The organism is Streptomyces sp. NPDC027672 (assembly GCF_055566335.1).
This window is the reverse complement of record NZ_JBVHSO010000012.1, coordinates 194,412-220,331: the sequence shown is the minus strand read 5'-3', so window position 1 is coordinate 220,331 and position 25,920 is coordinate 194,412. Positions and strand designations below refer to the sequence as shown.

The 25,920-nt window shown below is 71.7% G+C and carries 20 protein-coding genes and 1 tRNA gene; 12 read left to right on the top strand and 9 right to left on the bottom strand.

The features are described 5' to 3' along the window. Positions 1-4 precede the first annotated feature (4 nt). The 4 genes from desA to ACZ4SV_RS27635 are packed head-to-tail and all read left to right on the top strand — an operon-like array spanning position 5 to position 5,004. Complete coding sequence (gene desA, locus ACZ4SV_RS27650) at positions 5-1,447, top strand: lysine decarboxylase DesA (protein WP_468007273.1); 1,443 nt, start codon at positions 5-7, stop codon at positions 1,445-1,447. Continuing rightward, a complete protein-coding gene (locus tag ACZ4SV_RS27645; RefSeq protein WP_468007271.1) occupies positions 1,431-2,717 on the top strand; it encodes a lysine N(6)-hydroxylase/L-ornithine N(5)-oxygenase family protein in 1,287 nt (428 codons plus the stop codon). The genes desA and ACZ4SV_RS27645 overlap by 17 nt, the downstream gene beginning before the upstream one ends. Next, entirely contained in the window at positions 2,714-3,238 is a 525-nt protein-coding gene (locus ACZ4SV_RS27640) for a GNAT family N-acetyltransferase (protein WP_468007269.1), read from the top strand. The genes ACZ4SV_RS27645 and ACZ4SV_RS27640 overlap by 4 nt, the downstream gene beginning before the upstream one ends. Continuing rightward, a complete protein-coding gene (locus ACZ4SV_RS27635) occupies positions 3,235-5,004 on the top strand; it encodes an IucA/IucC family protein (protein ID WP_468007267.1) in 1,770 nt (589 codons plus the stop codon). The genes ACZ4SV_RS27640 and ACZ4SV_RS27635 overlap by 4 nt, the downstream gene beginning before the upstream one ends. Positions 5,005-5,067: 63 nt before the next feature. Here the strand turns inward: ACZ4SV_RS27635 and ACZ4SV_RS27630 are convergent, their stop codons facing one another. Together ACZ4SV_RS27630 and ACZ4SV_RS27625 are read right to left on the bottom strand one after the other, a co-directional pair. Beyond that, the gene (locus ACZ4SV_RS27630) at positions 5,068-6,669 is read right to left on the bottom strand and encodes a beta-N-acetylhexosaminidase (protein WP_468007265.1); all 1,602 of its coding nucleotides are present in this window, start codon (positions 6,667-6,669) and stop codon (positions 5,068-5,070) included. Between the two features lie 137 nt (positions 6,670-6,806). Beyond that, positions 6,807-8,372: a purple acid phosphatase family protein gene (locus ACZ4SV_RS27625; RefSeq protein ID WP_468007263.1), complete on the bottom strand. Its 1,566-nt coding sequence runs from the start codon at positions 8,370-8,372 to the stop codon at positions 6,807-6,809. 165 nt (positions 8,373-8,537) lie between these two features. Here ACZ4SV_RS27625 and ACZ4SV_RS27620 point away from each other — a divergent pair, with 165 nt between their 5' ends. Next, positions 8,538-8,795, top strand: a complete 258-nt coding sequence (locus tag ACZ4SV_RS27620) for a hypothetical protein (protein ID WP_365874402.1) — start codon at positions 8,538-8,540, stop codon at positions 8,793-8,795. A 46-nt stretch (positions 8,796-8,841) separates the two neighbouring features. Next, positions 8,842-10,659: a glutamine--fructose-6-phosphate transaminase (isomerizing) gene (glmS, locus tag ACZ4SV_RS27615; RefSeq protein ID WP_397939657.1), complete on the top strand. Its 1,818-nt coding sequence runs from the start codon at positions 8,842-8,844 to the stop codon at positions 10,657-10,659. A gap of 200 nt (positions 10,660-10,859) precedes the next feature. Here glmS and ACZ4SV_RS27610 read toward each other — a convergent pair whose 3' ends face one another. Further along, positions 10,860-11,387 (bottom strand): universal stress protein, encoded by a 528-nt coding sequence (locus ACZ4SV_RS27610; protein ID WP_365874406.1) that lies wholly within the window; start codon positions 11,385-11,387, stop codon positions 10,860-10,862. A 315-nt stretch (positions 11,388-11,702) separates the two neighbouring features. On the opposite strand from ACZ4SV_RS27610, the gene ACZ4SV_RS27605 reads away from it, so the two are divergent. The 4 genes from ACZ4SV_RS27605 to ACZ4SV_RS27590 all read left to right on the top strand — a co-directional run bounded on the left by ACZ4SV_RS27605 (position 11,703) and on the right by ACZ4SV_RS27590 (position 14,492). After that, positions 11,703-11,972, top strand: coding sequence for a hypothetical protein (locus ACZ4SV_RS27605; RefSeq protein WP_365874407.1), 270 nt, complete (start codon positions 11,703-11,705; stop codon positions 11,970-11,972). Positions 11,973-12,350: 378 nt separating this feature from the next. Beyond that, the gene (locus ACZ4SV_RS27600) at positions 12,351-13,571 is read left to right on the top strand and encodes a helix-turn-helix domain-containing protein (protein WP_365874409.1); all 1,221 of its coding nucleotides are present in this window, start codon (positions 12,351-12,353) and stop codon (positions 13,569-13,571) included. Between the two features lie 127 nt (positions 13,572-13,698). Beyond that, positions 13,699-14,301, top strand: a complete 603-nt coding sequence (gene orn / locus ACZ4SV_RS27595; protein WP_468007259.1) for an oligoribonuclease — start codon at positions 13,699-13,701, stop codon at positions 14,299-14,301. Positions 14,302-14,419: 118 nt separating this feature from the next. Next, positions 14,420-14,492 (top strand) — tRNA-His (locus tag ACZ4SV_RS27590). Between the two features lie 140 nt (positions 14,493-14,632). Here the strand turns inward: ACZ4SV_RS27590 and ACZ4SV_RS27585 are convergent. The 5 genes from ACZ4SV_RS27585 to ACZ4SV_RS27565 all read right to left on the bottom strand — a co-directional run bounded on the left by ACZ4SV_RS27585 (position 14,633) and on the right by ACZ4SV_RS27565 (position 21,122). Further along, the gene (locus ACZ4SV_RS27585) at positions 14,633-15,679 is read right to left on the bottom strand and encodes a LacI family DNA-binding transcriptional regulator (protein ID WP_365941466.1); all 1,047 of its coding nucleotides are present in this window, start codon (positions 15,677-15,679) and stop codon (positions 14,633-14,635) included. Positions 15,680-15,811: 132 nt separating this feature from the next. Beyond that, entirely contained in the window at positions 15,812-17,254 is a 1,443-nt protein-coding gene (locus ACZ4SV_RS27580) for a GH1 family beta-glucosidase (protein ID WP_468007257.1), read from the bottom strand. Positions 17,255-17,542: 288 nt separating this feature from the next. Beyond that, positions 17,543-18,463, bottom strand: coding sequence for a carbohydrate ABC transporter permease (locus ACZ4SV_RS27575; RefSeq protein WP_365884239.1), 921 nt, complete (start codon positions 18,461-18,463; stop codon positions 17,543-17,545). Positions 18,464-18,477: 14 nt separating this feature from the next. After that, positions 18,478-19,470, bottom strand: coding sequence for a carbohydrate ABC transporter permease (locus ACZ4SV_RS27570; RefSeq protein WP_365884238.1), 993 nt, complete (start codon positions 19,468-19,470; stop codon positions 18,478-18,480). 332 nt (positions 19,471-19,802) lie between these two features. Next, on the bottom strand, positions 19,803-21,122 hold the full coding sequence (locus tag ACZ4SV_RS27565; RefSeq protein WP_365941465.1) for an ABC transporter substrate-binding protein: 1,320 nt from the start codon (positions 21,120-21,122) through the stop codon (positions 19,803-19,805). A 493-nt stretch (positions 21,123-21,615) separates the two neighbouring features. Between ACZ4SV_RS27565 and ACZ4SV_RS27560 the strand changes: the two genes are divergently transcribed. Together ACZ4SV_RS27560 and ACZ4SV_RS27555 are read left to right on the top strand one after the other, a co-directional pair. Beyond that, positions 21,616-22,665 carry a LacI family DNA-binding transcriptional regulator gene (locus ACZ4SV_RS27560; protein WP_365875909.1) on the top strand — a complete coding sequence of 350 codons (1,050 nt, stop codon included), beginning with the start codon at positions 21,616-21,618 and terminating at the stop codon, positions 22,663-22,665. Positions 22,666-22,889: 224 nt separating this feature from the next. Next, the gene (locus tag ACZ4SV_RS27555) at positions 22,890-24,314 is read left to right on the top strand and encodes a GH1 family beta-glucosidase (RefSeq protein WP_468007253.1); all 1,425 of its coding nucleotides are present in this window, start codon (positions 22,890-22,892) and stop codon (positions 24,312-24,314) included. Between the two features lie 72 nt (positions 24,315-24,386). Here ACZ4SV_RS27555 and ACZ4SV_RS27550 read toward each other — a convergent pair whose 3' ends face one another. Continuing rightward, positions 24,387-25,832, bottom strand: coding sequence for a glycoside hydrolase family 18 protein (locus ACZ4SV_RS27550; RefSeq protein ID WP_468007251.1), 1,446 nt, complete (start codon positions 25,830-25,832; stop codon positions 24,387-24,389). Positions 25,833-25,920 lie beyond the last annotated feature (88 nt).

The following is a 25,920-nucleotide window of genomic DNA, read 5'->3' as shown; positions in this document are numbered from 1 at the left end:
CCCCATGCGCTCGCACCTGCTCAATGGCCTCACCGCGGAGCACTACCGCCGCTCCGTGACCGAAGGAGTCGAGCGGGTGGCGGCCAAACTCGCCACCACCGACCGTCCGTTCACCGGCGTCACCCCGGACGCGCTCGCTCCCGCGATCGACGCGATCGACCTCGACCGCCCGCTGGGCGACACCGGTGCCGTCCTGGACGAGCTGGAGGACGTCTACCTCCGGGACGCCGTCTACTTCCACCACCCCCGCTACCTCGCCCACCTCAACTGCCCGGTCGTCATCCCGGCGGTGCTCGGCGAGGCGGTGCTCTCCGCGGTCAACTCCTCGCTGGACACCTGGGACCAGTCGGCCGGCGGCACCCTCATCGAGCGCAAGCTCATCGACTGGACGGCCGCCCGCATCGGCCTCGGCCCGGCCGCCGACGGCGTGTTCACCTCCGGCGGCACCCAGTCCAACCTCCAGGCGCTGCTGCTCGCCCGGGAGGAGGCCAAGAGCGACGCGCCCGGGAAACTGCGCATCTTCGCCTCCGAGGCCGGCCACTTCAGCGTGCGCAAGTCCGCGAAACTGCTCGGCCTCGGGCCGGACGCCGTCGTCACGATCCCCGTCGACCACGACAAGCGCATGCAGACGGTCGCCCTCGCCCGCGAACTGGAGCGCTGCGCGCGCGACGGCCTGGTCCCGATGGCCGTCGTCGCCACCGCCGGCACCACCGACTTCGGCTCCATCGACCCGCTGCCGGAGATCGCCGGGCTGTGCGCGCAGTACGGCGCGTGGCTGCACGTGGACGCCGCCTACGGCTGCGGGCTGCTGGCCTCCCTGAAGTACCGCGACCGCATCGACGGCATCGAGCGCGCCGACTCGGTCACCGTCGACTACCACAAGTCCTTCTTCCAGCCGGTCAGTTCCTCCGCCGTGCTGGTCCGGGACGGGGCCACCCTGCGGCACGCCACCTACCACGCCGACTACCTCAACCCGCGCCGCATGGTGCAGGAACGTATCCCCAACCAGGTGGACAAGTCCCTCCAGACCACCCGCCGCTTCGACGCCCTCAAGCTGTGGCTGACCCTGCGCACCATGGGTGCCGACGGCATCGGACAGCTCTTCGACGAGGTCTGCGACCTGGCCCGGGAGGGCTGGCGGCTGCTGGACGCCGACCCCCGCTACGACGTCGTCGTCGAGCCCAGCCTGTCCACCCTCGTCTTCCGCTATCTCCCGGCGGCCGTCACCGACCCCGCCGAGACCGACCGCGCCAACCTCGCCGCCCGCAAGGCCCTGTTCGCCTCCGGCGAGGCCGTGGTGGCGAGCACCACGGTGGCCGGCCGCCACTACCTGAAGTTCACCCTGCTCAACCCCGAGACCCGGACGGCCGACATCGCCGCCGTCCTCGACCTGATCGCCGGCCATGCCGAGCAGTACCTGGGAGTGTCCCTTGACCGCGCGTCCTGAGAACCCGACCAAGACCCACGACTTCGTCGGGATCGGACTCGGCCCCTTCAACCTCGGCCTGGCCTGCCTGACCGAGCCGATCGCCGGGCTCGACGGCGTCTTCCTGGAGTCCAAGCCGGACTTCGAGTGGCACGCCGGCATGTTCCTGGACGGCGCGCACCTGCAGACCCCGTTCATGTCGGACCTGGTCACCCTGGCCGACCCCACCTCGCCGTACTCCTTCCTCAACTACCTGAAGGAGAAGGGCAGACTGTACTCGTTCTACATCCGCGAGAACTTCTACCCGCTGCGGATCGAGTACGACGACTACTGCCGCTGGGCGGCCGGGAAGCTGAGCTGCGTCCGCTTCGGGACCACGGTCACCGAGGTGACGTACCAGGACGAGCTGTACGTCGTGCGCACTGCGGCCGGGGACACCTACCGGGCCCGGCACCTGGTCCTCGGCACCGGCACCGCGCCCTACGTCCCGCCGGCCTGCCGGGGGCTGGACGGGGACCTCCTGCACACCTCGCAGTACACGCACCGCAAAGCGGAGCTGCTGACGAAGAAGTCCGTCACCGTGGTCGGCAGCGGCCAGAGCGCCGCCGAGATCTACTACGACCTGCTCGCCGGCATCGACAGCCACGGCTACCAGCTCAACTGGGTCACCCGCTCCCCGCGGTTCTTCCCGCTGGAGTACACCAAGCTGACCCTGGAGATGACCTCCCCGGACTACATCGACTACTTCCGGGCGCTGCCCGAGGAGACCCGCTACCGGCTGGAGAAGCAGCAGAAGGGCCTGTTCAAGGGCATCAACGCGGACCTGATCGACTCGATCTTCGACCTGCTGTACCAGAAGAACGTCGAGAGCGGCGACCGCCCGGTGCCCACCCGGCTGCTCACCAACTCCACGCTGCGCACGGCGGCGTACCAGGACGGCGCGTACACCCTCGGCTTCCACCAGGACGAGCAGGACAAGGACTTCACGCTCCGCACCGAGGGCCTGGTGCTGGCCACCGGCTACCACTACACCCCGCCGGACTTCCTCGCCCCGGTCCGCGAGCGCCTCCGCTTCGACGGCCACGGCCGCTTCGACGTCGCCCGCAACTACTCCATCGACACCACCGGCCGCGGCGTCTTCCTCCAGAACGCCGGCGTCCACACCCACAGCGTCACCAGCCCCGACCTCGGCATGGGCGCCTACCGGAACGCGTACATCATCCGCGAGCTGCTCGGCACGGAGTACTACCCGGTGGAAAAGACCATCGCCTTCCAGGAGTTCGCCGTATGACCTTCACCTTCCGCCCCGTAGACCCCCCGGCCGACGCCGCGTTGCTGCACTCCTGGGTCACCCATCCCAAGGCGGCCTTCTGGATGATGGGCGACGCGCGGCCGGAGGACGTCGCGCGTGCCTACGGGGAGATAGCGGCCGACGAGCACCACGAGGCGCTGCTCGGGCTCAGGGACGGCAGGCCCGTCTTCCTGATGGAGCGGTACGACCCGGCGCACCGGGAGCTGGCAGGGCTGTACGAGGCGCGGCCGGGGGACGTCGGCATGCACTTCCTGGTGCCGGCGACCGACACGCCCGTGCACGGCTTCACCCGGGCGGTGCTCACCGCGATCATGGACCGGCTCTTCGCGGACCCGGCCGTGGAGCGGGTCGTCGTGGAGCCGGACGTCCGCAACACGGCCGTGCACGCGCTGAACGCGGCCGTCGGCTTCGTGGCCGAACGCGAGATCGACAAACCGGAGAAGCGGGCCCTGCTCAGCTTCTGCACCCGTGAACAGTTCGAGAAGGCGGTGACCGCGTGACCCTCGCCGACGCCGTGTCCCATCTGTCCCCCGAGCGCTGGGCGACCGCCAACCGGCTGCTGCTGGCCAAGGCGCTCGCCGAGTTCGCGCACGAGCGGCTGATCACCCCGGAGGAGGACGGCGGCGGGTACGTCGTCCGCAGTGACGACGGGCTCACCGGCTACCGGTTCCGCGCCGTGCGCCGGGCCCTGGACCACTGGGAGGTCGACCCCGGCTCGATCACCCGGCACCGCGACGGCAGCGAACTGCCGCTCGCCGCACTGGACTTCTTCATCGAGCTGAAGGGGTCCCTGGGGCTGAGCGACGAAATCCTGCCCGTCTACCTGGAGGAGATCTCCTCCACCCTGTCGGGCACCTGCTACAAGCTGGCCAAGGAACCGGTGACCTCCGCGGAGCTGGCCCGCGGCGGCTTCCAGGCCATCGAGACCGGGATGACCGAGGGCCACCCGTGCTTCGTCGCGAACAACGGGCGGCTCGGTTTCGGCGTCCACGAGTACCTGTCGTACGCGCCCGAGACGGCGAGCCCGGTGCGGCTGGTGTGGCTGGCCGCGCACCGCTCGCGCGCGGCGTTCACGGCCGGGGCGGGCATCGAGTACGAGTCGTTCCTGCGCGCGGAGCTGGGCGCGGCGGCCGTGGAGCGGTTCCGTGCCGTCCTCACCGGCCGTGGCCTGGACCCGGCGGACTACCTGTTCATCCCGGTCCACCCCTGGCAGTGGTGGAACAAGCTCAGCGTCACCTTCGCCGCCGAGGTGGCGCGCAACCTGCTGGTCTGTCTCGGCGAGGGCGACGACGAGTACCTGGCCCAGCAGTCCATCCGGACCTTCTTCAACACCAGCGCCCCGCACAAGCACTATGTGAAGACGGCCCTGTCGGTGCTCAACATGGGTTTCATGCGGGGTCTGTCGGCCGCCTACATGGAGGCGACCCCGGCCATCAACGACTGGCTGGCCCGGCTGGTCGACGGCGATCCGGTGCTGAAGTCCACCGGTCTGTCCGTCATCCGGGAGCGGGCCGCCGTCGGCTACCGGCACCTGGAGTACGAGCGGGCCACCGACCGCTACTCCCCGTACCGCAAGATGCTGGCCGCGCTGTGGCGGGAGAGCCCGGTGCCCTCGCTGCGGGAGGGCGAGTCCCTGGCGACCATGGCGTCCCTGCTGCACGTGGACCACGAGGGCGCCTCCTTCGCGGGCGCGCTGATCGAGCGGTCGGGGCTGGACCCGCGGGAGTGGCTGCGGCGGTACCTGCGGGCGTACTACGTCCCGCTGCTGCACTGCTTCTACGCCTATGACCTGGTGTTCATGCCGCACGGCGAGAACGTGATCCTGGTGCTGGAGGACGGCGTGGTGCGGCGGGCGGTCTACAAGGACATCGCCGAGGAGATCGCCGTCATGGACCCGGACGCGGACCTGCCGCCCGAGGTGCGGCGGATCCGCGTGGAGGTCCCCGAGGACAAGAAGCTGCTGTCCGTCTTCACGGACGTGTTCGACTGCTTCTTCCGCTTCCTGGCCGCCCGTCTGGCCGCCGAGGGAATCCTGGAGGAGGACGGCTTCTGGCGCACGGTCGCCGAGGTCACCCGCGCGTACCAGGGGGCCAACCCGGAGCTGGCCGACCGGTTCCGCCGGTACGACGTGTTCGCGCCCGAGTTCGCGCTGTCCTGCCTCAACCGGCTCCAGTTGCGCGACAACCGGCAGATGGTGGACCTGGCCGACCCGTCCGGCGCGCTCCAGCTCGTCGGGACCCTGAAGAACCCGATCGCCGGGTTCTGACGGCCGCGCGGACGCGGCGGGCACCCGGGAGTACGGTCCTCCGGGGTGCCCGCCGGCCCGGGGTCAGCGCGCCGGCCAGGGGACCTGCGGCGACCGGTAGTAGTGGATGCCGAGGGCGTCCCAGCGGGGGCCCTGCGCGGCGAGCCGCTTCCGGTAGGCGCTCCAGTCGTGGCGGGCCGCCGGCGACCAGCCCAGCTCGGCCGCCCCGGCGAGCCTCGGGAAGGCCAGGTACTCGATGCCGGCGGAGGTCTTCACGGTCTCCGACCACAGGGGTGCCTCGACGCCCCGGACCGCCGAGGCGGGCACCCCGGCGAGATAGGCGCCCGGGTTCCAGTCGTAGGACCGGTGCACCTCCACCAGGCCGGCCCACTTGGTGCCCGGCCCGGTGCGTGCGGTGTACTTCATGTCGAGGTAGACCCGGTCGGCCGGGGACAGGATCAGGTGGGTGCCGTTCCGGGCGGCCGCGGCGACCTGTGCCTTCTCCGCGGCGCCGGTGCCGTCCACGCCCCAGTACTGGGCGAGGGCGCCCTTGGCCGGGTGGGCGCCGGTGAGCTGGTGCCAGCCGATGATGGTCTTGCCGTACCGGGCGACGAGCGGCTGGACGCGGTCCATGAACCGGACGTAGTCGGCGTGGGCGGTGGAGTGGGCCTCGTCGCCGCCGAGGTGCAGATAGCGGCCCGGGGTGAGGGCGGCCAGCTCCCGGATCACGTCGGCGGCGAAGTCGTAGGTGGCCTTCTTGGACACGCACAGCGAGCTGAAGCCGACCTGGGTGCCGGTGTACCGCGGGGGTGCCACGCCGTCGCAGTTCAGCTTGGCGTACGAGGCGAGGGCCGCGTTGGTGTGCCCGGGCATGTCGATCTCGGGCACGACCTCCAGGTAGCGGGAGGCCGCGTAGCGGACGATCTCCCGGTAGTCGGCCTTGGTGTAGTGGCCGCCCCGGCCGCCGCCGACCTCGCCGGCGCCGCCGTAGGAGGCCAGGCGCGGCCAGGAGTCGACCGCGATGCGCCAGCCCTGGTCGTCGCTGAGGTGGAGGTGCAGCTCGTTGATCTTGTAGAGGGCGAGCTGGTCGATGTAGCGCTTGACCTGGGGGACGGTGAAGAAGTGCCGGGCGACGTCCAGCATGGCGCCCCGGTAGGCGTAGCGGGGGCGGTCCTGGAGGGTGCCGGCGGCGATCTGCCAGGGGCCGCGCTGGACGGTCGGGCGCTCGACGGCCGCCGGGAGGAGCTGGCGCAGGGTCTGCACGGCGTGGAAGAGGCCGGCGGGGGTGCGCGCGGTGAGGGTGACGCCGTCGGCGCCGCTGTGCAGCCGGTAGCCCTCGGCGCCGTAGTCGCCCTGGGTGAGCCGGAGCAGGATGCCGCCGTCGCCGTGGTCGGTGACCGGCAGCGGGTAGCCGGTGGCGGGCCGCAGGAGCCCGGCCAGGTAGGTGCCGATCCGGTGGACCTCGGCGGGGCCGTCGACGTGGATGCCGGTGGCGCGGGTGACGCGGTACGGCGTGCCGCCCGGGGTGACCGAGACGGGTGCCGGGACGATCCGGTCCAGCGGGACCGGGGCGGCGGCGCGCGCCGCGGGGGCCGCGCCGAGGGTGAGGCCGCCGGCCGCCGCGATCAGCAGCAGCGAACCGAGGACGCGGGCGGTCCGGGGAGTGGTGCCGTGGTGCCGTCTCACATGCGCTCCCTTCCAAGTGGCCGACCGCCGGGCGGAGTCGGCCGCCCGGTCCGGTCGGCACCACTGTCCCGCAGATCGGGCGGAACGGTCCCCCGCCCGGCGGAAAGCGGCCCCGGGACCACCCGCGCCGGGGTCGGCTACTTGGCCGTGCGGGACACGGTGAAGTGGTCGATGCGGTCGCCGGTCTCGGCGATGCCCGACACGGTCAGCGTGGTCTGGCGGCCCTTCGGCGCGGGGGTGACGTCCACGCGCAGGAAGGAGTAGTCGAGGTAGCGCACCCGGGACCAGGTGACGGTCTCGTTCGCCTTGCCGTCCTTGGTGTTGACGAAGGAGGCGACGGAGTCGGTCTCGTGCTCGTGGCCCTCGTAGGAGTCGGGGGCGGAGAAGGCGTACAGGCTGCGGCCGGCCGCGCCCGCGGTGACGTAGACCACGCCGTCGGTCTCCGGGTAGGCGGTGCCGCCGACCGGCAGCTTCCTGGTGACCCGGCCGGCCTTGATGACGTCGGTGCGCTCGTACTGGTGGTTGTGGCCGTTGATGACCAGGTCCACGGTGTACTTCTCGAACAGCGGCACCCATTCCTGGCGCACTCCGCCCTCGGAGGCGTGGGCGGTGGAGGTGCAGTAGGCGCAGTGGTGGAAGAAGACGACGACGAAGTCCACGTCCTTGGCGGCGCGGAACTTCTTCAACTGGGTTTCCAGCCACTTGGTCTGGGTTCCGCCGGAGATACCCAGGTTCGCCGGGATCTCGAAGGAGATGTCGTTGGCGTCGAGCGAGATGACCGCGGTGTTGCCGTAGACGAAGGAGTAGACGCCCGGCAGGTTCCGGGGGTCGGGGCCGTTGTCCGGGAGGTTCCAGCGGGCGTCCTCGCCGCCGTAGCCGTTGGGCGAGTACCAGGCCTCCATGTCGTGGTTGCCGTAGGCGGGCATCCACGGGACCTGCTTGGCGACCGTCTCGGTCTGGGCGAGGAAGGAGTCCCAGGTGCGCGCGTCGAAGCCGCTGTCGGTGGTCTTGCCCGCGCCGGCGGGGTCGGCGTAGGCGATGTCGCCGGCGTGCAGGTGGAAGGCCGGGTTCTGGCCGAGGAGGAGGCTGTTGTTGGCCAGGCCGTGGTAGCCGACGCCCTCGTCGCCGAAGGCGGTGAAGGTGAACGGCGCCTTGTGCGCGGGCGCGGTGGTGAACGTGCCGACGGTGCCGAGCAGGTGCGGCGCGGCCGGGTCGAAACCCTGGTGGCCGACACCGTAGTAGTACGTCCTGCCGGGTCGCAGGTGGGTGAGTTTGGCGTGCAGGTAGTACTGGGTGTGGTCGCCGCTCGCGCCGACGCCGGCCGGGGTGTGCAGGGTGCGGACCTCGGCCTCGATCTTCCGGGAGAGGTCCCAGGGGTGGGCGCCGACGCGGAGGAAGGGCTTGCGCACGGCGACCGGGACCTGCCAGGAGACGGAGATCTCGGTGCGCGGGTCGTTGCCCCAGGCGAGGTGGCGGCCGAAGGGCGCGACGAAGGCGCCGTCGACGCGTTCGGCGGCGGGGGCGGTGTGCCCGGCGGGCGCGGCGGCCTGGGCGGTGGCGCCCGGCACGAACGCGCCGCCGGCGACGGCGCCGAGCGTGACGGCGCCGCCCCGGAAGACGCTGCGCCGCGAGAACCTGGCCCGCAGGTATTCATGCTGCTCGGCCATGCTCATGCGCTCGGCCAGCTTCTCGGGTACGCCCATACGAGGAATGTCCATGGCGTCTGAAACTGGTCGGCTCGGGCAACGGGATACCGGACACGGGATGGACGGACGGCGAACAGAGCGCCATAAGAGATTCAACAGCCGCTTGCCCGGAATCGGGCACGATTCTTGCGAAACCGGCTCCGGTACCCCAGGATCTACCGGGTGCACGACGAACTTGTTGATCATCTGACGCGGTCCACGCCCCTGAACCGGGGCGAGGCGATGCGGGTGATACAGGACGTGCTCGCCTATTTCGACGAGACGACCCAGGAGTTCGTCCGCCGCCGCCACCGCGAACTCCAGGCCCAGGGCCTGGTGAACGCGGAGATCTTCCAGCGGATCGAGGCGGACCTGACCTACCGGGCGGTGGCGCCGCCGGAGCTGACGCTCAGGCAGCTACGCCGCATGGTCTACGGCTGACAAGCGGCCGGACCGGACCAGCGACACCCAAGGGATACCTCTATACATGTGCGGAATTGTCGGATACATCGGGAAGCGTGATGTCGCTCCGCTCCTCCTGGAGGGCCTCCAGCGCCTGGAGTACCGCGGCTACGACTCCGCGGGCATCGTCGTCACCTCCCCGAAGACGCCCGGCCTGAAGATGGTCAAGGCCAAGGGGCGGGTGCGGGACCTGGAGGCCAGGGTCCCGGCGCGCTTCAAGGGCACCACCGGCATCGCCCACACCCGCTGGGCCACCCACGGCGCGCCCTCCGACGTCAACGCCCACCCGCACATGTCGGGCGACGGCAAGGTCGCGGTCGTGCACAACGGCATCATCGACAACGCCGCCGACCTGCGCCGCAAGCTGGAGGCGGACGGGGTCGAGTTCCTCTCCGAGACCGACACCGAGGTCCTCACCCACCTCATCGCCCGCTCGGGCGCGGAGAAGCTGGAGGACAAGGTCCGCCAGGCGGTCCGGCTGATCGAGGGCACCTACGGCATCGCCGTCCTGCACGCCGACTTCCCCGACCGGATCGTGGTGGCCCGCAACGGCTCCCCGGTCGTCCTCGGTATCGGCGAGAAGGAGATGTTCGTCGCCTCCGACATCGCCGCCCTGGTCACCCACACCCGCCAGATAGTGACCCTGGACGACGGCGAGATGGCCACCCTCAAGGCCGACGACTTCCGCACCTACACCACCGAGGGCACCCGGACGACGGCCGAGCCCACCACGGTGGAGTGGGAGGCCGAGTCCTACGACATGGGCGGCCACGACACCTACATGCACAAGGAGATCTTCGAGCAGGCCGACGCCGTCGACCGCGTGCTGCGCGGCCGCATCGACGAGCGGTTCTCCACCGTGCACCTCGGCGGGCTCAACCTGGACGCCCGCGAGGCCCGGCGGATCCGCCGCGTGAAGATCCTCGGCTGCGGCACCTCGTACCACGCGGGCATGATCGGCGCCCAGATGATCGAGGAGCTGGCCCGCATCCCCGCCGACGCCGAGCCCGCCTCCGAGTTCCGCTACCGCAACCCGGTCGTCGACCCCGACACCCTGTACATCGCGGTCTCCCAGTCCGGTGAGACCTACGACGTGCTGGCCGCCGTACAGGAGCTGAAGCGCAAGGGCGCGCGGGTGCTCGGCGTGGTCAACGTGGTCGGCTCGGCGATCGCCCGCGAGGCCGACGGCGGCGTCTACGTGCACGCCGGTCCCGAGGTGTGCGTGGTCTCCACCAAGTGCTTCACCAACACCACGGTCGCCTTCGCCCTGCTCGCGCTGCACCTCGGCCGCACCCGCGACCTCTCGGTGCGCGACGGCAAGCGGATCATCGAGGGCCTGCGCCGGCTGCCGCAGCAGATCACCGAGATCCTCAAGCAGGAAGAGGCCGTCAAGGAGCTGGCGGAGAGCTACGCCGACGCCCGCTCGATGCTCTTCATCGGCCGCGTCCGGGGCTACCCGGTGGCCCGTGAGGCCTCCCTGAAGCTGAAGGAGGTCTCCTACATCCACGCCGAGGCCTACCCCGCCTCCGAGCTGAAGCACGGCCCGCTGGCCCTCATCGAGCCGGCCCTGCCCACGGTCGCGATCGTCCCCGACGACGACCTGCTGGAGAAGAACCGCGCGGCCCTGGAGGAGATCAAGGCCCGCGAGGGCAAGATCCTGGCGGTGGCCCACCGGCACCAGGAGAAGGCGGACCAGACGATCATCGTCCCGAAGAACGAGGACGAACTCGACCCGATCCTGATGGGCATCCCGCTCCAGCTCCTCGCCTACCACACGGCGAAGGCCCTGGGCCGGGACATCGACAAGCCGCGCAACCTCGCGAAGTCCGTGACGGTCGAGTAGCCGCCCGGCGGAGGGGACCCCCGCGTGTGCCACCGGACACGCGGGGGTCCTTCCCATGCCGCTGGGTCCGGCCGGCGGCCGTCACCCCCCGGCCGGCGGCACGCGGAGATGACCGGTATATGCCCTCCACCAGGGCGCGGACACCTCCTACGCGCCAGTAGTCCGGTGCGCAGGGCGGAAGTTGACGGAGCGTGAGGCGATCAGGGGATGACGATCACGGGCCGCCGCGCGCGCTTGGCCAGCCGTCCCGCGACGGAGCCGAAGATGCGGCCGACGATGCCGTGCGTGGAGCCGACGACGATCGCGTCCGCCTCGTACTCCCGGCCGACTTCTTCGAGCTCGTGGCAGATGTCCCCGCCCCGCTCGACCAGGATCCAGGGCACCTCGGCCAGATAGTCCGCACAGGCCAGCTCCAGCCCCAGCACCTCGGTGCGGTGGTCCGGGACGTCCACGAAGACGGGCGGCTCGCAGCCGGCCCACACCGTGGTGGGCAGACGGTTCGCGACATGCACGATGATCAGACCGGACTGGGAGCGGTGGGCCATGCCGATCGCGTAGGCGAGGGCGCGCTCGCTCGAGGTGGAGCCGTCGAAGCCGACGACGACACCGTGCCGGAAGGCGGGGTCGCAGGAGGGACGTGCCTCTTCCGCCGCCAGGGGATCGGCCGCCGTGGGGTCGGCGACCGGCCGCTTGCGGTCCGCGGGTTCGAAGAATTCGTGACCGGCCATGGCTGTCTCGGCGTTGTGATCCTTTATGGGAAGGGATGACCGTGTGCAGCGGAGCTGTGTCCGGGAAACATCTTCCCAAGCCCATACCCCCAAGGGTACGGCGGCACGCCTCCCGCGCCCAGATCCCGCGCACGCTCCGTGAGCGGTCCCCCCGGCATCCGCAGGGGTTCACCGGAGCATGCACGAGCCGCGCCCGTAACGCAATGGTTGCTGCCCCGTACAGGCGGTTTGCGCGGCCCGCTCAGGTGTACCGGTGGTGACTGTCCGGTATCCCGGACGTTGAACCGGGTGAGCCACCACTTCAGGGAGTACGAGATGCCCGCACCCGGACCCGGCCCCGACCCGACCCCCGCGCCGGACACGGTCGGTGATGTGATCCGCTGGGCGGTCTTCTGCTGCGTACTCGTACCGGTCGTCCTGCTCTGGTACGGCAGCTCGCTCGCCGGCACCACCGGCACCGCACTGGGTCTGGCGGCCGTCACGGCCGTGTGCCGCATGCTGCTGCGCCGCTCCGAGCGGTGCCGCGCGCGGTGCGCCGCCCGGAGCGGCGGACGGCACACCCGGGGCCAGACACCGGTCGACTGACCTGTTTTCGCGCTTCCGAACGCTGCTTTTCAGCCAACTTCTCGATATCGGCCAAGAGGGGTCCGACCCGCCCCCCAACCCCCGTTCCACCTGCACGGAAAGGGTCCGGAGGCCGGCGTGCACCCTACGCGGTTTGGCCACGGCGACAAGGCGCACTTCCCTGCACGCCTCGTGAGTGCAACGCTTCGTGATCGAATGCTTCACGCCAAGTTGTCATGTCGACAATGTCCGGCGTGTCTAACCGGCCACCCCGTGATCGCGGGAGCCAGTAGATTCGATCTTGACTGTCTTACGGCGGGGGACTCGTGCAGGACCGAGGGGAAACGTGCAGGAGCGACACAACCGAGGAGCCGCGACCACCGAGGGGGGCTTAGCAGTATGAGCCACGACTCCACTGCCGTGCAGGATGCCGCAGCCCGGAAACTGTCCGGGCGGCGCCGCAAGGAGATCGTCGCGGTGCTGCTCTTCAGCGGCGGCCCCATCTTCGAGAGTTCCATCCCGCTGTCGGTGTTCGGCATCGACCGCCAGGACGCCGGCGTGCCGCGCTACCGCCTGCTGGTGTGTGCCGGCGAGGAGGGCCCGCTGCGGACCACAGGGGGCCTGGAACTCACGGCGCCGCATGGGCTGGAGGCGATCTCGCGCGCCGGGACGGTCGTCGTACCGGCCTGGCGTTCGATCACTTCGCCGCCACCGGAGGAAGCACTCGACGCGCTGCGCCGGGCACACGAGGAAGGCGCCCGCATCGTCGGGCTGTGCACGGGCGCCTTCGTGCTCGCGGCGGCCGGACTGCTGGACGGCCGCCCGGCGACCACCCACTGGATGTACGCGCCGACGCTGGCCAAGCGCTATCCGTCGGTGCACGTCGATCCGAGAGAGCTGTTCGTCGACGACGGCGATGTGCTGACGTCGGCGGGCACGGCGGCCGGGATCGATCTCTGTCTCCACATCGTGCGCACCGACCACGGCAACGAGGCGGCCGGCGCGCTCGCCCGGCGCCTGGTCGTCCCACCGCGCCGGACCGGCGGGCAGGAGCGCTACCTCGACCGGTCTTTACCCGAGGAGATCGGCGCCGACCCGCTCGCCGAGGTCGTCGCCTGGGCGCTGGAACACCTCCACGAGCAGTTCGACGTGGAGACACTGGCGGCACGCGCCTATATGAGCCGCCGCACGTTCGACCGCCGGTTCCGCTCGCTGACCGGGAGCGCGCCGCTGCAGTGGCTGATCACGCAGCGGGTCCTCCAGGCCCAGCGGCTGCTGGAGACGTCGGACTACTCGGTGGACGAGGTGGCGGGCCGCTGCGGCTTCCGCTCCCCGGTGGCCCTGCGCGGCCACTTCCGCCGCCAGCTCGGCTCCTCCCCCGCCGCCTACCGGGCCGCCTACCGGGCCCGCCGGCCGCAGGGCGAGAAGCCGGGTGAGGCGGAACCGCCGATGCCGGTCTCCGGCCAGCCGGGCGTGCCCGCGGGCCTGTCCGGAGCCGGACCGGCCGGGCCGGCCCCGGCCTCGCTGTACGACCACCGGGACGGCGGGGTGCCGATGCAGAGCCGGCGCGCCCCGGCGGGCGCGGTGGGCCTGCTGCCGGGACCGCGCGGCGCCGGCTGACCGGCGCCCGGCGGACAGCACGACAAGGGGGCGGAGCCCGACTCCGCCCCCTTCGCCGTGTCCGTGCGCCGGGCGGGCCGGCGCACGGCCGGTCCCGCTCGGCGCGGCTCACCGTAAGGTGAGACACATGAACGATCGCATGGTGTGGATCGACTGCGAGATGACCGGCCTCTCGCTGTCCGACGACGCGCTCATCGAGGTGGCCGCCCTCGTCACCGACTCCGAGCTGAACGTACTCGGCGAGGGGGTGGACATCGTCATCCGGCCGCCGGCCCGGGCCCTGGAGACGATGCCGGAGGTGGTGCGTCAGATGCACACCGCGTCCGGGCTGCTCGCCGAGCTGGACCGGGGCACGACCCTGCACGACGCCGAGGAGCAGGTCCTCGCGTATGTACGGGAGCACGTGAAGGAGCCCGGCAAGGCGCCGCTGTGCGGCAACTCGGTGGGCACCGACCGGGGCTTCCTGCTGCGGGACATGCCGGCCCTGGAGGGCTACCTCCACTACCGGATCGTCGACGTGTCCTCGGTCAAGGAGCTGGCCCGCCGCTGGTACCCGCGGGCGTACTTCAACAGCCCGCAGAAGAACGGCAACCACCGGGCCCTCGCCGACATCCGCGAGTCGATCGCCGAACTGCGCTACTACCGCGAGGCCGTCTTCGTGCCGCAGCCCGGCCCCGACTCCGAGACCGCGAAGGCGATCGCCGCCCGGCACGTGCTGCCCGCCGGGTGACCGTCCGTGCGGGCCCGCCCGCCGGGCCCGCACGGAAACGCGTGCGCGAGCACCCCTTCGGACCCTGTAGACTTCTTCTCGGCCGGTCGGGGAAACGAACGTTCCACCGCCGGTCGTGGTGGGTGTAGCTCAGATGGTAGAGCACCTGGTTGTGGTCCAGGATGTCGCGGGTTCGAGTCCCGTCACTCACCCTTGAACATCAGCCGGTGATGTCGTCGAAAGACGACATCACCGGCTGATGTGTTTTCGCCTGTCCTGATCCGGCGGCCCGCCGGTCCGCCGAAGCGCCCGGACCCCGGCCCTGGATCGGGCCGGGGTCCGGGGCGGCGGGTCAGGAGGACGCCCGGACCACCAGTTCCGTGGGCAGGACCGCCCGGCGCGGGCCGTGGGAGGCCGGCGGGCGGTCGGCGATCTCCGTGAGGAGCAGGTCGATCATCACCCGGCCCATCTCCTGTATGGGCTGACGGACGCTGGTGAGCGGCGGGTCCATGTGCCGGGCGATGGCGGAGTCGTCGTAGCCGACCAGCGCGACGTCGTCGGGGATGCGGCGGCCCGCCTCGCGCAGCACCTGGCGGGCGCCCGCCGCCATCACGTCCGAACCGGCGAAGACCGCGTCCAGATCCGGCCGGCGGGACAGCAGCGTCGCCATCGCGCGCCGGCCGCCCTCCTCGGTGAAGTCGCCCGGCTCGATGAGGAGTTCGTCCTCCGGGTGGCCCGCGTCACGCAGGGCCTCGCGGTAGCCGGTGGCGCGGCGCTGGGCGCCGTAGACGTCCAGCCGGCCGGTGATGTGCGCGATCCGGCGGCGGCCCCGGGACAGCAGGTGCTCCACGGCCGAGCGGGCGCCGCCGTAGTTGTCCGAGTCCACCGAGGTGAGCGTTTCGGCCGCCGAGCGCGGGCCGCTGATCACCGCCGGGATCTCCAGTCCGGCCAGCAGGTCGGGCAGCGGGTCGTCGGCGTGGACGGAGACCAGCAGGACGCCGTCCACGCGGTGGGCCGCCAGGTACTGGGCCAGCCGCTGCCGCTCCCGGTCGCTGCCCGCGAAGATCAGCAGTAGCTGCATCTCGGTGTCGGAGAGTTCGCCGCCGACGCCGCGCAGCATGTCGGAGAAGTAGGGCTCGGCGAAGAACCGGGTCTCCGGCTCGGGGACGACCAGGGCGATGGCGTCGGTCCGGTTCGCCGCGAGGGCGCGGGCGGCGGTGTTGGGCACATAGCCCAGCTCGGCTACGGCCGCCTCGACGGCCGCGCGGGTCGCGTCGCTGACCCGGGGCGAACCGTTGATCACCCGGGAGACCGTGCCCCGCCCGACCCCGGCCCGCGCGGCGACCTCCTCCAGGGTCGGCCGTCGGCCGCCCCGGCCTCTCACACCGCTGCCCGCCATGGTCGCCGCCTTCCGTTCACCGCCGTCAGGCCAGGAATGTACAGGCCAGGAATGTAACAGCGGGACGGCGGCGCCCTCGATTCCGCGGGCGGCGGGCCCGGCCGGGTGCCGGGGCCGCCGCCCGCGCGCCGGTCAGGCGGGCAGGGCGTTGTTCCGGATCACCTCGGCGTACCACCGGGAGCTGGCCTTGGGGATGCGGCGCTGGGTGGCGTAGTCGACGTAGACCGCGCCGAAACGCTTCGAGTAGCCGTAGGACCACTCGAAGTTGTCCAGCAGGGACCACAGGAAGTAGCCGCGCACGTCGGCGCCGTCGGCGATGGCGCGGCGGACGGCGTCCAGGTGGGCGTGCAGGTAGGCGATGCGCTGCGGGTCCTCGACCCGGCCCTCGGGCGAGACGTAGTCGTCGAACGCGGCGCCGTTCTCGGTGACCATCAGGGGCAGCCGCGGGTGCGCGGCCGCGAGCCCGGTCAGCAGCGTGTGCAGACCGCCGGCGTCGATGGCCCAGTTCATCGCGGTCAGGTTGTCGTTGGCGAGGTGGAAGGCGACGTCCTCGGAGCCGGTCCACGGCGAGTGGTCGCTCGCTCCGTGGCCGTCGTTCCGGGTGGCGCCGACACCGTCGGCGGGCCGGGAGACCACGGTCGGCGCGTAGTAGTTGACGCCGAGCATGTCGAGGGGGCGGGAGATCTCCGCCAGGTCCCCGTCGCGCACCAGCTCCGCCCAGTCGACCACGTGCGCGGTGTCGCGCAGCAGGTCCTCGGGGTAGGCGCCGTCGAGCAGCGGGCCGGTGAAGATCCGGTTGCCGACGGCGTCGATGCGGCGGGCGGCGTCGGCGTCCTCGGGGCTGTCGGTGAGCGGGCGCACCTGGTGCAGGTTCAGGGTGATGGAGGTCTGCGCGGACGAGGGCAGGGCCGCGCGGAGCGCGCCGACGGCCTGGCCGTGGCCGAGGTTGAGGTGGTGCGCGGCGCGCAGCGTGGCGGCCGGGTCGGTCCGGCCCGGGGCGTGCACGCCGGAGCCGTAGCCCAGGAACGCCGAGCACCAGGGCTCGTTGAGGGTGGTCCACAGGCCGACCCGGTCGCCCAGGGCGCGGGCCGCCAGGTCGGCGTAGTCGGCGAACCGGTGGGCGGTGTCGCGGTTCGGCCAGCCGCCGGCGTCCTCCAGCTCCTGCGGCAGGTCCCAGTGGTACAGGGTGGCGACCGGGGTGATCCCGGCCTCCAGGAGGGCGTCGGTGAGGCGGCGGTAGAAGTCCAGGCCGCGTTCGACGGCGGGGCCGCGTCCGGTGGGCTGGATCCGGGTCCAGGAGAGGGAGAACCGGTAGGCCTTCAGGCCGAGGTCCTTCATCAGCGCCACGTCGTCGCGGTACCGGTGGTAGTGGTCGGCGGCGATGTCCCCGGTGTCACCGTTGCGGATCTTGCCGGGCGTGTGGCTGAAGGTGTCCCAGATGGAAGGCGTGCGGCCGTCCTCGGCGGCGGCGCCCTCCACCTGGTAGGCGGCGGTGGCGGCACCCCAGACGAAGCCGGTCGGGAAGGAGGCGTCCAGGGCCGGCTGGGCCGTGGTCTCGGGTCGTACGGCGGTCATATGAGAGCGCTCCCAAAGCGAGGTGAAGTCGACGGACGCCGGACGGCGGTCCGGGAGGTACGGGGAGTGCGGGCGGGGAACCGGGCGCGGCCCGCGGACGGGGGCGGCGCCGGACGGACGGTGCCTGCCCCGGTGGTGGGTGCCCGGTCCGGTACGGCCCGCCGCGGGGCGGCTGGAGGAGGCGGGTGCGTACCGGACCGGGCACGAGGGCGGGGCCGGCGCGGCGAGGCGCGCGCCGGCCGCGGGTGCGGGGCCGGCGCGTGCGGCCGGCCCGGCGGCGGGGACGGCTCAGCCCTTGACCGCACCCGCCATGATTCCCCCGACGATCTGCTTGCCGAAGATCACGAAGACCAGCAGCAGCGGCAGGGTGCTGATCAGCGCGCCGGCCATGACGATGCTCTGGTCGGGCGTGTAGGCGGCGCTGAGCTGGCCCAGCGCCACCTGGATGGTGGGGTTCTCCTGGTTCAGCGCGAGGAAGGGCCAGAAGAAGTCGTTCCAGGCCTGGACGAAGGTGAGCATGCCCAGCACCATCATCGCGGGCCGGGCCACGGGCAGGACCACGCTCCACACGATGCGGATGTTGCTCGCGCCGTCCACCTTGGCCGCCTCGATCAGCTCGTACGGCAGCGCCTCGATCAGGTACTGGCGCATGAAGAAGACGCCGAAGGCACCGACCAGGGTCGGGAAGATCACCGACTCCAGCTTTCCGTTCCACCCGATGTCCGACACCATCATGAACAGCGGTACGACGCTGAGCTGGGGCGGGATCGTCAGGGTGGCGATGACCGCGGTCATCAGCACGTTCCGGCCGCGGAAGCGCATCTTGGCGAAGGCGTATCCGGCCAGGGTGCAGAAGAACAGCGTGGCGGCGGTGATGCAGCCGGCCACGATCACGCTGTTGACGATGGCCTTGCCCAGGTGCGCCTGGTCCCAGGCCGCCTGCAGATTGCTCCACAGCCTGCCGCCCGGCACCAGCGGCGGCGGGCTGTCCAGCACCCGCTGCTGGTCGTGGGAGGCGGCCACCAGCGTCCAGTACAGCGGGAAGACGGAGCCGAGGCCGACGACGATCAGGGCGACGTAGGTGAACGGGCCGCCCCGCAACTGCTGTCCGGCGCCCATGCGCAGGCGGCTGCGGGTCTTGCGGGGGGCGGCGAGGGGCGGTACCGGGACGAGGTCCGGGGAGGTCGTGGTGGGACTGGTGGTGGTCATCGAGGTCGCTCCCGTCAGGCCGCGTTCTTGCGCGTGAACCGGCCGACGATCCAGTTGATCAGGGCGATGAGCAGCAGCAGGACGAGCATGGCCCAGGCCACGGCGGCGGCCGGTCCCAGATGGCCCAGCTTCCAGCCGTAGTTGAAGAGGTAGATGCTGAGCGTCTCGTACTGGTGCTCGCTGCCGCCGATCGAGCCCAGGGTGCCGCCCTGCAGCAGCAGCGGCTCACCGAACAACTGCATCGAGCCGATGGTGGAGATGACGATGGTGAACAGGATCGTCGGCCGCAGCGAGGGGATGGTCACCTTGCGGAACTGCTGCCAGCGTGTCGCCCCGTCGATGGAGGCGGCCTCGTACAGGTCGGCGGGGACCGACTGCATGGCCGCGAGGTAGATGAGGGCGTTGTAGCCGGTCCACCGCCAGATCACGATGACCGAGATGGCGATCTTGGAGGTCCACTCCCCGTTGCCCCAGTTGATGTTGCCGGCGCCGAAGAAGTGCAGCACCCAGTTGAGGATGCCGCCGTCGGCGCGGAAGACCAGCGCGAAGACCAGCGCGGCCGTGGCCACCGAGGTGGCGTACGGCGTGAGGATGACGGTCCGCCAGAAGGTGCTGGCGCGCAGCTTGTAGTTCAGCAGGTGGGCCAGGCCCAGGGCGACCAGGAGCTGCGGGACGGTGGAGATGACGCCGATGACGAACGTGTTGGTGACGGCGGTCCAGAACTCGGAGTCCTGGAGGATCCTGGTGAAGTTGTCCCAGCCGACCCACTCGGACTGGTCGAGGGCCGTCATCTCCACCCGGTGCAGGGCGATCCAGCCGGTGTAGAGCAGCGGGTAGAGCCCGAAGGCGCCGAAGACCAGGAAGAAGGGGGCGATGTAGGCGTACGGCGACGCCTTGTCGTCGAAGCGCCACAGCCGGGTGCGCCATGAGCGGCGTCCGGGTGACGCGGCGCCGCTGCCGCCGGGCGGCGGGGTGTAGGCACCCCGGGCGGGGGTTGTCGTTGCCACGGAGGGAGTCCTTCCCTGAAGGTTTCGGCCGGGTGCGGGCGCGGGGGCGTTCGGGGACCGGGGACCGGTCCGCCGCTCCCCGCGCGGACCGGTGCGGTGGCGGACGGCCCACGCCGCGGCCTGACGTGCGTATGAGGCGGAAGACCGGCCGTCGGCTGCCGGTCCCGCCGGGTGACGCCGCGGCGGCGCCCCGGTCGGGGCACCGCGCACGCCGTCGGATGGTGTCCGCCCGGGCCGCGGGCCCCGGGCCGGGTACCCGTCGTGCGTACCCGGTGCGGAGCCGGCGCGCGGGCGGGGTGCGGGCGGCCGACGGGCCCCCGCACCCGGTCCGGCTAGCCGAGCGCCTTGTCGACCGTGTCGGTCGCGGCCTTCCAGGCGTCGTCGGGCGACGTGCCCCGCTGCTCCATGTTGTTGATCTGGTTGGAGATCGTGTCCTTGATCGTGGCGTCCTTGGCGCCGAGCACCGCCTCGGGGATGGACTTGGCCTCCTCGGCGTAGATCTGGCCGACGGGGGCGTCACTGAAGTACGGCAGCTTGGCGTCCTTCACGTCGGCCAGCTCGTAGGCGCCCTTGTTGGACGGGAAGACACCGATCGCCTTGAACACCGCGGCCTGCTGCTCCGGGGCGGTCAGCCACTTGACCAGCTCGGTGGCCTCCTTGACGTGGTCGCCGCTCTTGGGGACGGCGAGGAAGGAGCCGCCCCAGTTGGCCGCGGTCGAGCCGGGGGCGCGGGAGATGTCCCACTTGCCCTTGTAGCCGTCACCGGAGTTGGTGGAGATCTGGCCGGCCATCCAGGCGGGGCAGGCCACGGTGGCCACGGAGCCCTTGCGCAGCGCCGCGTTCCAGGCGTCGGTGAACTGGGGCAGGCCCTGGGTCAGCTTCTTCTGGGCGGCCTCGGCGGCCAGGTTCCAGCCCTGCTTCACGGACGGGCTGTCCTTGTAGACCGCCTTGCCGTCGGCGTCGTAGTACTGCTGCGCGGAGGAGCTGACGACCGCGTTGTACATGGCGGAGGCGGAGTCCATGAAGTAGGTGCCGGACGGCGCCTTCTTCTTGTACTGCTCACCCAGCTTCAGGTAGTCCTCCCAGCCGCCGGCGACGGCCTTGGCGACGGCCTCGCGGTCGGTGGGCAGGCCCGCCTTCTGGAAGAGGTCCTTGCGGTAGCACAGGGACATCGGGCCGATGTCGGTGCCGGCGCCGACCACCGTGCCGTCCTTGGCGGTGGCCTGCTTCTCCTTCCAGGAGACCCAGTCGGCCACGTTGATCGTCTTGCTCAGGTCGGCGTACTTGGCCGCCTGGGTGTCGACGACCTCCTTGATGCGCCCCACCTCGATGCCGGTGACGTCCGCCAGACCGCTGCCCGAGTTCAGCTGCTGAAGGAGCTTCGGGTAGTAGTCCTGCTCGTTGGCGGTGGTCTCTTCCTTGACCGTGATGTTCGGGTGCAGTTCGTGGTACTTGGCGAACAGGCCGGCCTCCTTGTAGCCGAACTGCCCGTAGTCGGCCAGCGTGAGGGTGATGTTCCCGTTGGCGTCCGTGCTGCCCGAGTCGTCGTCGCTGCTGCAACCGGTCAACAGCAGGGCGGATGCCGTGAGGACCGTCGTGGTGACGGCCGCTGCTCTGCGGCCGTGACCGCCGCCGGTACGGGTGATGCGCATTCCACTACTCCTTGTTCCAGTGGGGAACGGGACCTCAGGAATCGGACCGCCGGACCCGGCGGCCCGGACCTGCCCTCTCGGTACGAGCAGCGGCTGGCCAACAGCACGCGTCGTGCGGTTGAAAGTGCTGGTCAACGGTGTGCCATGCAAGGTAGAGGGGAAGGCCATGGGTGGTTCTGTCCGAACGGAAGAGAGACCCCGGTCACCCCGTGGGACCGCTCCCACGAGGCATGCCGGAAGACTCGTTGGTGCCGGGCCGGGTGTCAAGACTTGAAGTCGGCGTTGTTGCGCAAGCGTGTTCCGTACGTCACGGGAACGTGTCGCGCGCCAGGCCGCCACCGGCCCCTGATCCGGCTGCTGTCTCCAGCGTCGGGGCAGGTCACCGGCGGGTCAATCCCCGTGACCGGACAACTGCGCGCCGGCGCGGGACGGTTGCCGGAATTCCTGGGACAGAATGAAGGCCCCCTCCCACGGACCCGCTGGAAGGTGAACGATGAGTCCTCCCGAACAGCCGCAGCCGCCCGGACCGGCGGACGTGCGGCGCCCGACCCTGAACGCCGTGGCGGCCCTGGCCGGCGTGGGCCGCGGCACGGTCTCGCGGGTGATCAACGGCTCCCCGAAGGTCAGCGACCGCTCCCGGGCGGCCGTCGAGCAGGCGATCGCGGAACTCGGCTACGTCCCGAACCGCGCCGCCCGCTCCCTGGCCACCCGCCGCACGGACTCGGTCGCGCTGGTCGTGCCCGACGCCCAGAGCCGGCTCTTCTCCGAGCCGTACTTCTCGGAGATCATCCTCGGCGTCTCCGCCGGACTCGCCAGCGCCGGGATGCAGTTGCTGCTGGTCCTCACCGGCGACGAGACGGAGCACGCCCGGCTGGCCGGCTATCTCGCCGCGCAACGGGTGGACGGCGTGCTGCTGATGGCGGTGCACGCCGACGACACCCTGCCCGACCGGCTGGCGGAGCTGGCCGTGCCCACCGTGCTGGCCGGGCGCCGCAGCGACCGCGAGCGGCTCGGCCATGTCCGCTCGGACAACCGGGGCGGTGCCCGGCTCGCCGTCCGGCATCTGCTGGCGGGCGGCCGGCGGTCCGTCGCCACCATCACGGGGCCGATGGACATGGACGTGGCGCGGGCGCGGCTCGACGGCTACCGGGAGGCGTTGCGGGAGGCCGGGGTCGCCGTCGAGGAGGAGCTGATCGCGGCGGGCGACTTCACGGAGCAGGGCGGCCGCGCGGCCATGCGGGAGCTGCTGGCCCGGCGCCCGGATCTGGACGCCGTGTTCGCCGCCTCGGACGTGATGGCCTCCGGCGCGGTGCTGGAACTGCGCGCGGCGGGCCGCCGGATCCCTCGGGACGTGGCGCTGGTCGGCTTCGACGACTCGATCGTGGCCCGGCACATCGACCCGCCGCTGACCAGCGTCCGCCAGCCGCTGGCGGACATGGGCCGCACGATGGCGAGCCTGCTGCTGGAGGAGATCGCCCAGCGGGGCACCGGCCAGCGCGGGGTGGTCCTGCCGACGGAACTGGTGGTGCGCGAGTCGGCCTGAGGGGGCGTACTCCCGCCGGCGCACCGGCCGTTCTCCCGCCGGGTGGTTGTGCCGGGGCGCCGGTGCGGGCAGGGTGCCGGTGGAGGCGTGACGCCGGCGAGGGCGGGACGTCCGGCGGGGGCGGGCACCGAGAGGCGCCGGCACCCATCGGGCGCGGGTACCCCCTTCCCTTGTGGGAGCGCTCCCATGCATAATGCAAGCACCCGACCCGTGGGAGAGTCCCCATGCCCGAACCGATGACCGTGGCCTTTCCGCCGGCCTTCCGCTGGGGCGCCGCGACCTCGGCGTACCAGATCGAGGGAGCGGTGCGGGAGGACGGCCGCACCGCGTCGATCTGGGACACCTTCAGCCATACGCCGGGCAAGACGGCCGGCGGCGAGACCGGGGACACCGCGGTCGACCACTACCACCGCTACCGCGACGACGTGGCGCTGATGGCGGAGCTGGGCCTGACCGCGTACCGCTTCTCCGTCTCCTGGCCCCGGGTGCAGCCGGCGGGCCGTGGCCCGGCGCTCCAGCGCGGCCTGGACTTCTACCGCAGGCTGGTGGACGAGCTGCTGGCGCACGGCATCAAGCCGGCGCTCACCCTCTACCACTGGGACCTGCCGCAGGAGCTGGAGGACGCGGGCGGCTGGCCGGAGCGGGACACCGCCTTCCGGTTCGCCGAGTACGCGCAGCTCGTCGGCGAGGCCCTGGGCGACCGGGTGGAAGACTGGATGACCCTCAACGAGCCGTGGTGCAGCGCCTTCCTGGGCTACGGCTCCGGGGTGCACGCGCCCGGCCGCACCGACCATGCGGCCACCCTGCGCGCCGCGCACCACCTCAACCTGGGCCACGGGCTGGCCACCTCGGCCCTGCGGACGGCGCTGCCGGCCGGCCGCAACATCGCGATCAGCCTCAACTCCGCGGTCGTACGGCCGCTCACCCAGGACCCGGCCGACCTGGCCGCCGCCCGCCGGATCGACGATCTGGCCAACGGCGTCTTCCACGGGCCGATCCTGCACGGCGCCTACCCGGAGTCGCTGTTCGAGGCCACCCGCGCGGTGACCGACTGGTCCTACGTCCTGGACGGCGACGTCGCCACCATCAACGCCCCGCTGGACGCGCTGGGCCTGAACTACTACACGCCGGCGCTGGTCTCGGCCGCGTCCGCCGGCGCCAAGGCCCCGCGGGCCGACGGCCACGGTTCCAGCGAGCACTCGCCATGGCCGTGCGCCGCCGACATCGTCTTCCACCAGACGCCGGGCGAGCGGACGCAGATGGGCTGGACGGTCGACCCGACCGGCCTGTACGACCTGATCATGCGCTACACCCGGGAGGCGCCGGGCCTGCCGCTCTACATCACCGAGAACGGCGCGGCCTACGACGACAAGCCCGACCCCGAGGGCCGCGTCCACGACCCGGAACGCATCGCCTACCTGCACGGCCATCTGACGGAGGTGCGCCGCGCGCTCACCGACGGCGCCGATGTCCGCGGCTACTTCCTGTGGTCCCTGCTGGACAACTTCGAGTGGGCGTACGGCTACGAGAAGCGGTTCGGCGCGGTCTACGTGGATTACGCCACGCTGGAACGGACACCCAAGTCGAGTGCCCGCTGGTACGGGGAGACGGCTCGCACGGGAGTGCTGCCGCCGCTCCCGTCCATCTAGCCCGGAGGACGCGGCCTGCCGTGGGGGGACGGGCCGCGTCCTTCGCCGTATCCGGCCGGTGCCGGGCGTGCGCTACGAGCGGGCGGCGAACGCCTTCATGAAGGCGAACGGGGTCTGGGCGACGGAGCTGCACGTGGCGTCGGCGGTGGGCTTGGGGCCTCCCGCGCAGCTCTTGTCGCGGGCCGCGGACCACATGGAGAGCCAGCCGAGGCCCTTGGACCGGGCGAAGCCGGCCAGCTGGGCGGCGTCGTCGACCGTGAAGACCTCGGAGGAGACGTCGTTGACACCGATCATCGGTGTGACGGCGACGGTCTTCCAGGCGGCGGAGTCGGACAGCCCGAGCACGCTCTTGACCTGGGCCTGGGTGGCGGTGGCGGCCTGCTCGGCGTAGGTGCCCATGTCACCGCTGTACGAGGCGCCGTAGTCCATCGCCATGATGTTGACGGCGCCGATCCGCACGCCGTGGGACTTGGCGTCGGCGAGGAGGTTCACGCCGTCCTGGGTGAGGCCCTCGGGCATCACCGGCAGGGTGAAGGAGACGTCCAGGTCCGGGTGCTGGGCCTGCAGCTTGGCGATGGCCTGGGCGCGGCGGGTGTTGGCGGCGGTGTCGGGCAGTGCCCCGCCCTCGACGTCGAAGTCGACCTTGGTCAGCTTGAACGCGTCGACCGCCTTGCCGTAGGCCGCCGCGAGCGTGTCCGCGGAGGAGCAGGTGGTGGCCAGCTCGGAGCCGGAGGCGCCGCCGAAGGAGACCCGCACGTCACCGCCCTTGGCGCGCAGCGCGCCGATCTGCGCGGCCACGGCGTCGCCGGTGAGGTCCGTGACGCCGCCCCACTTGGGGGTGCAGCCGCCGCCGTCGGTGAGGAAGGCGAGGTGGTAGGTCTTCACACCGGTCGCGTCGGCCGCGCCGAGCAGGTCGAAGGCCGGGTAGAGGGAGGTGTCGACGTAGGGCGCGAAACCGGCGGTGGTGCCGGTGCCGGTGCCCGTGCTCTGGGTCGGGGTCGGGGTGGCGGTCGGGGTGGCCGTCCTGGTGGGCGTGGGGTCCGGCGACGGGGTGGTCTGGGTCGGACGGCCGCTCGGCTCGGGGGTGGCGCCGCCGTCCGCGGAGCACGGGGCGTCGTCGATGCGACAGCCGGCCGGGTCACCGCTGCCGTTGACCACGAAGCCGACCGTCACCGACGTGCCGGGGGCCAGGCCGCTGGTGTCCCAGGTGGCGGGCCGCACGGTGACGTGCCGGCCGCTCACGCTGGACTCGCCGTTCCACAGCGAGGAGAGCGTGGCGCCCGCGGGCAGGTCGAACTCCAGCGTCCAGGTCTTCTCCGCCTGGCCGGTGTTGTTGGTGACGACGTACTGGGCGGTGTAGCCCGTGGACCAGTCGCTGGTCCTCGTGTACGCGGCGTTCACCCCGGCCGCGTTGGCGGTGCCGGTGAGCAGGACCGCGCCCCCGCCGATCACGGCCGCGGCCAGCAGACCGCCTATCGCCTTGTTCCTGCCGCTGATCCTGCGCCGGTGCGTGCTCATGCGCGTGCCTGCCTTCGCTGTTCACGGGGGTGGGGTGCGGGAGCACGCTAGCGATCCGCAAAGGGACAAACCGCTTCTTCGGGGTGCC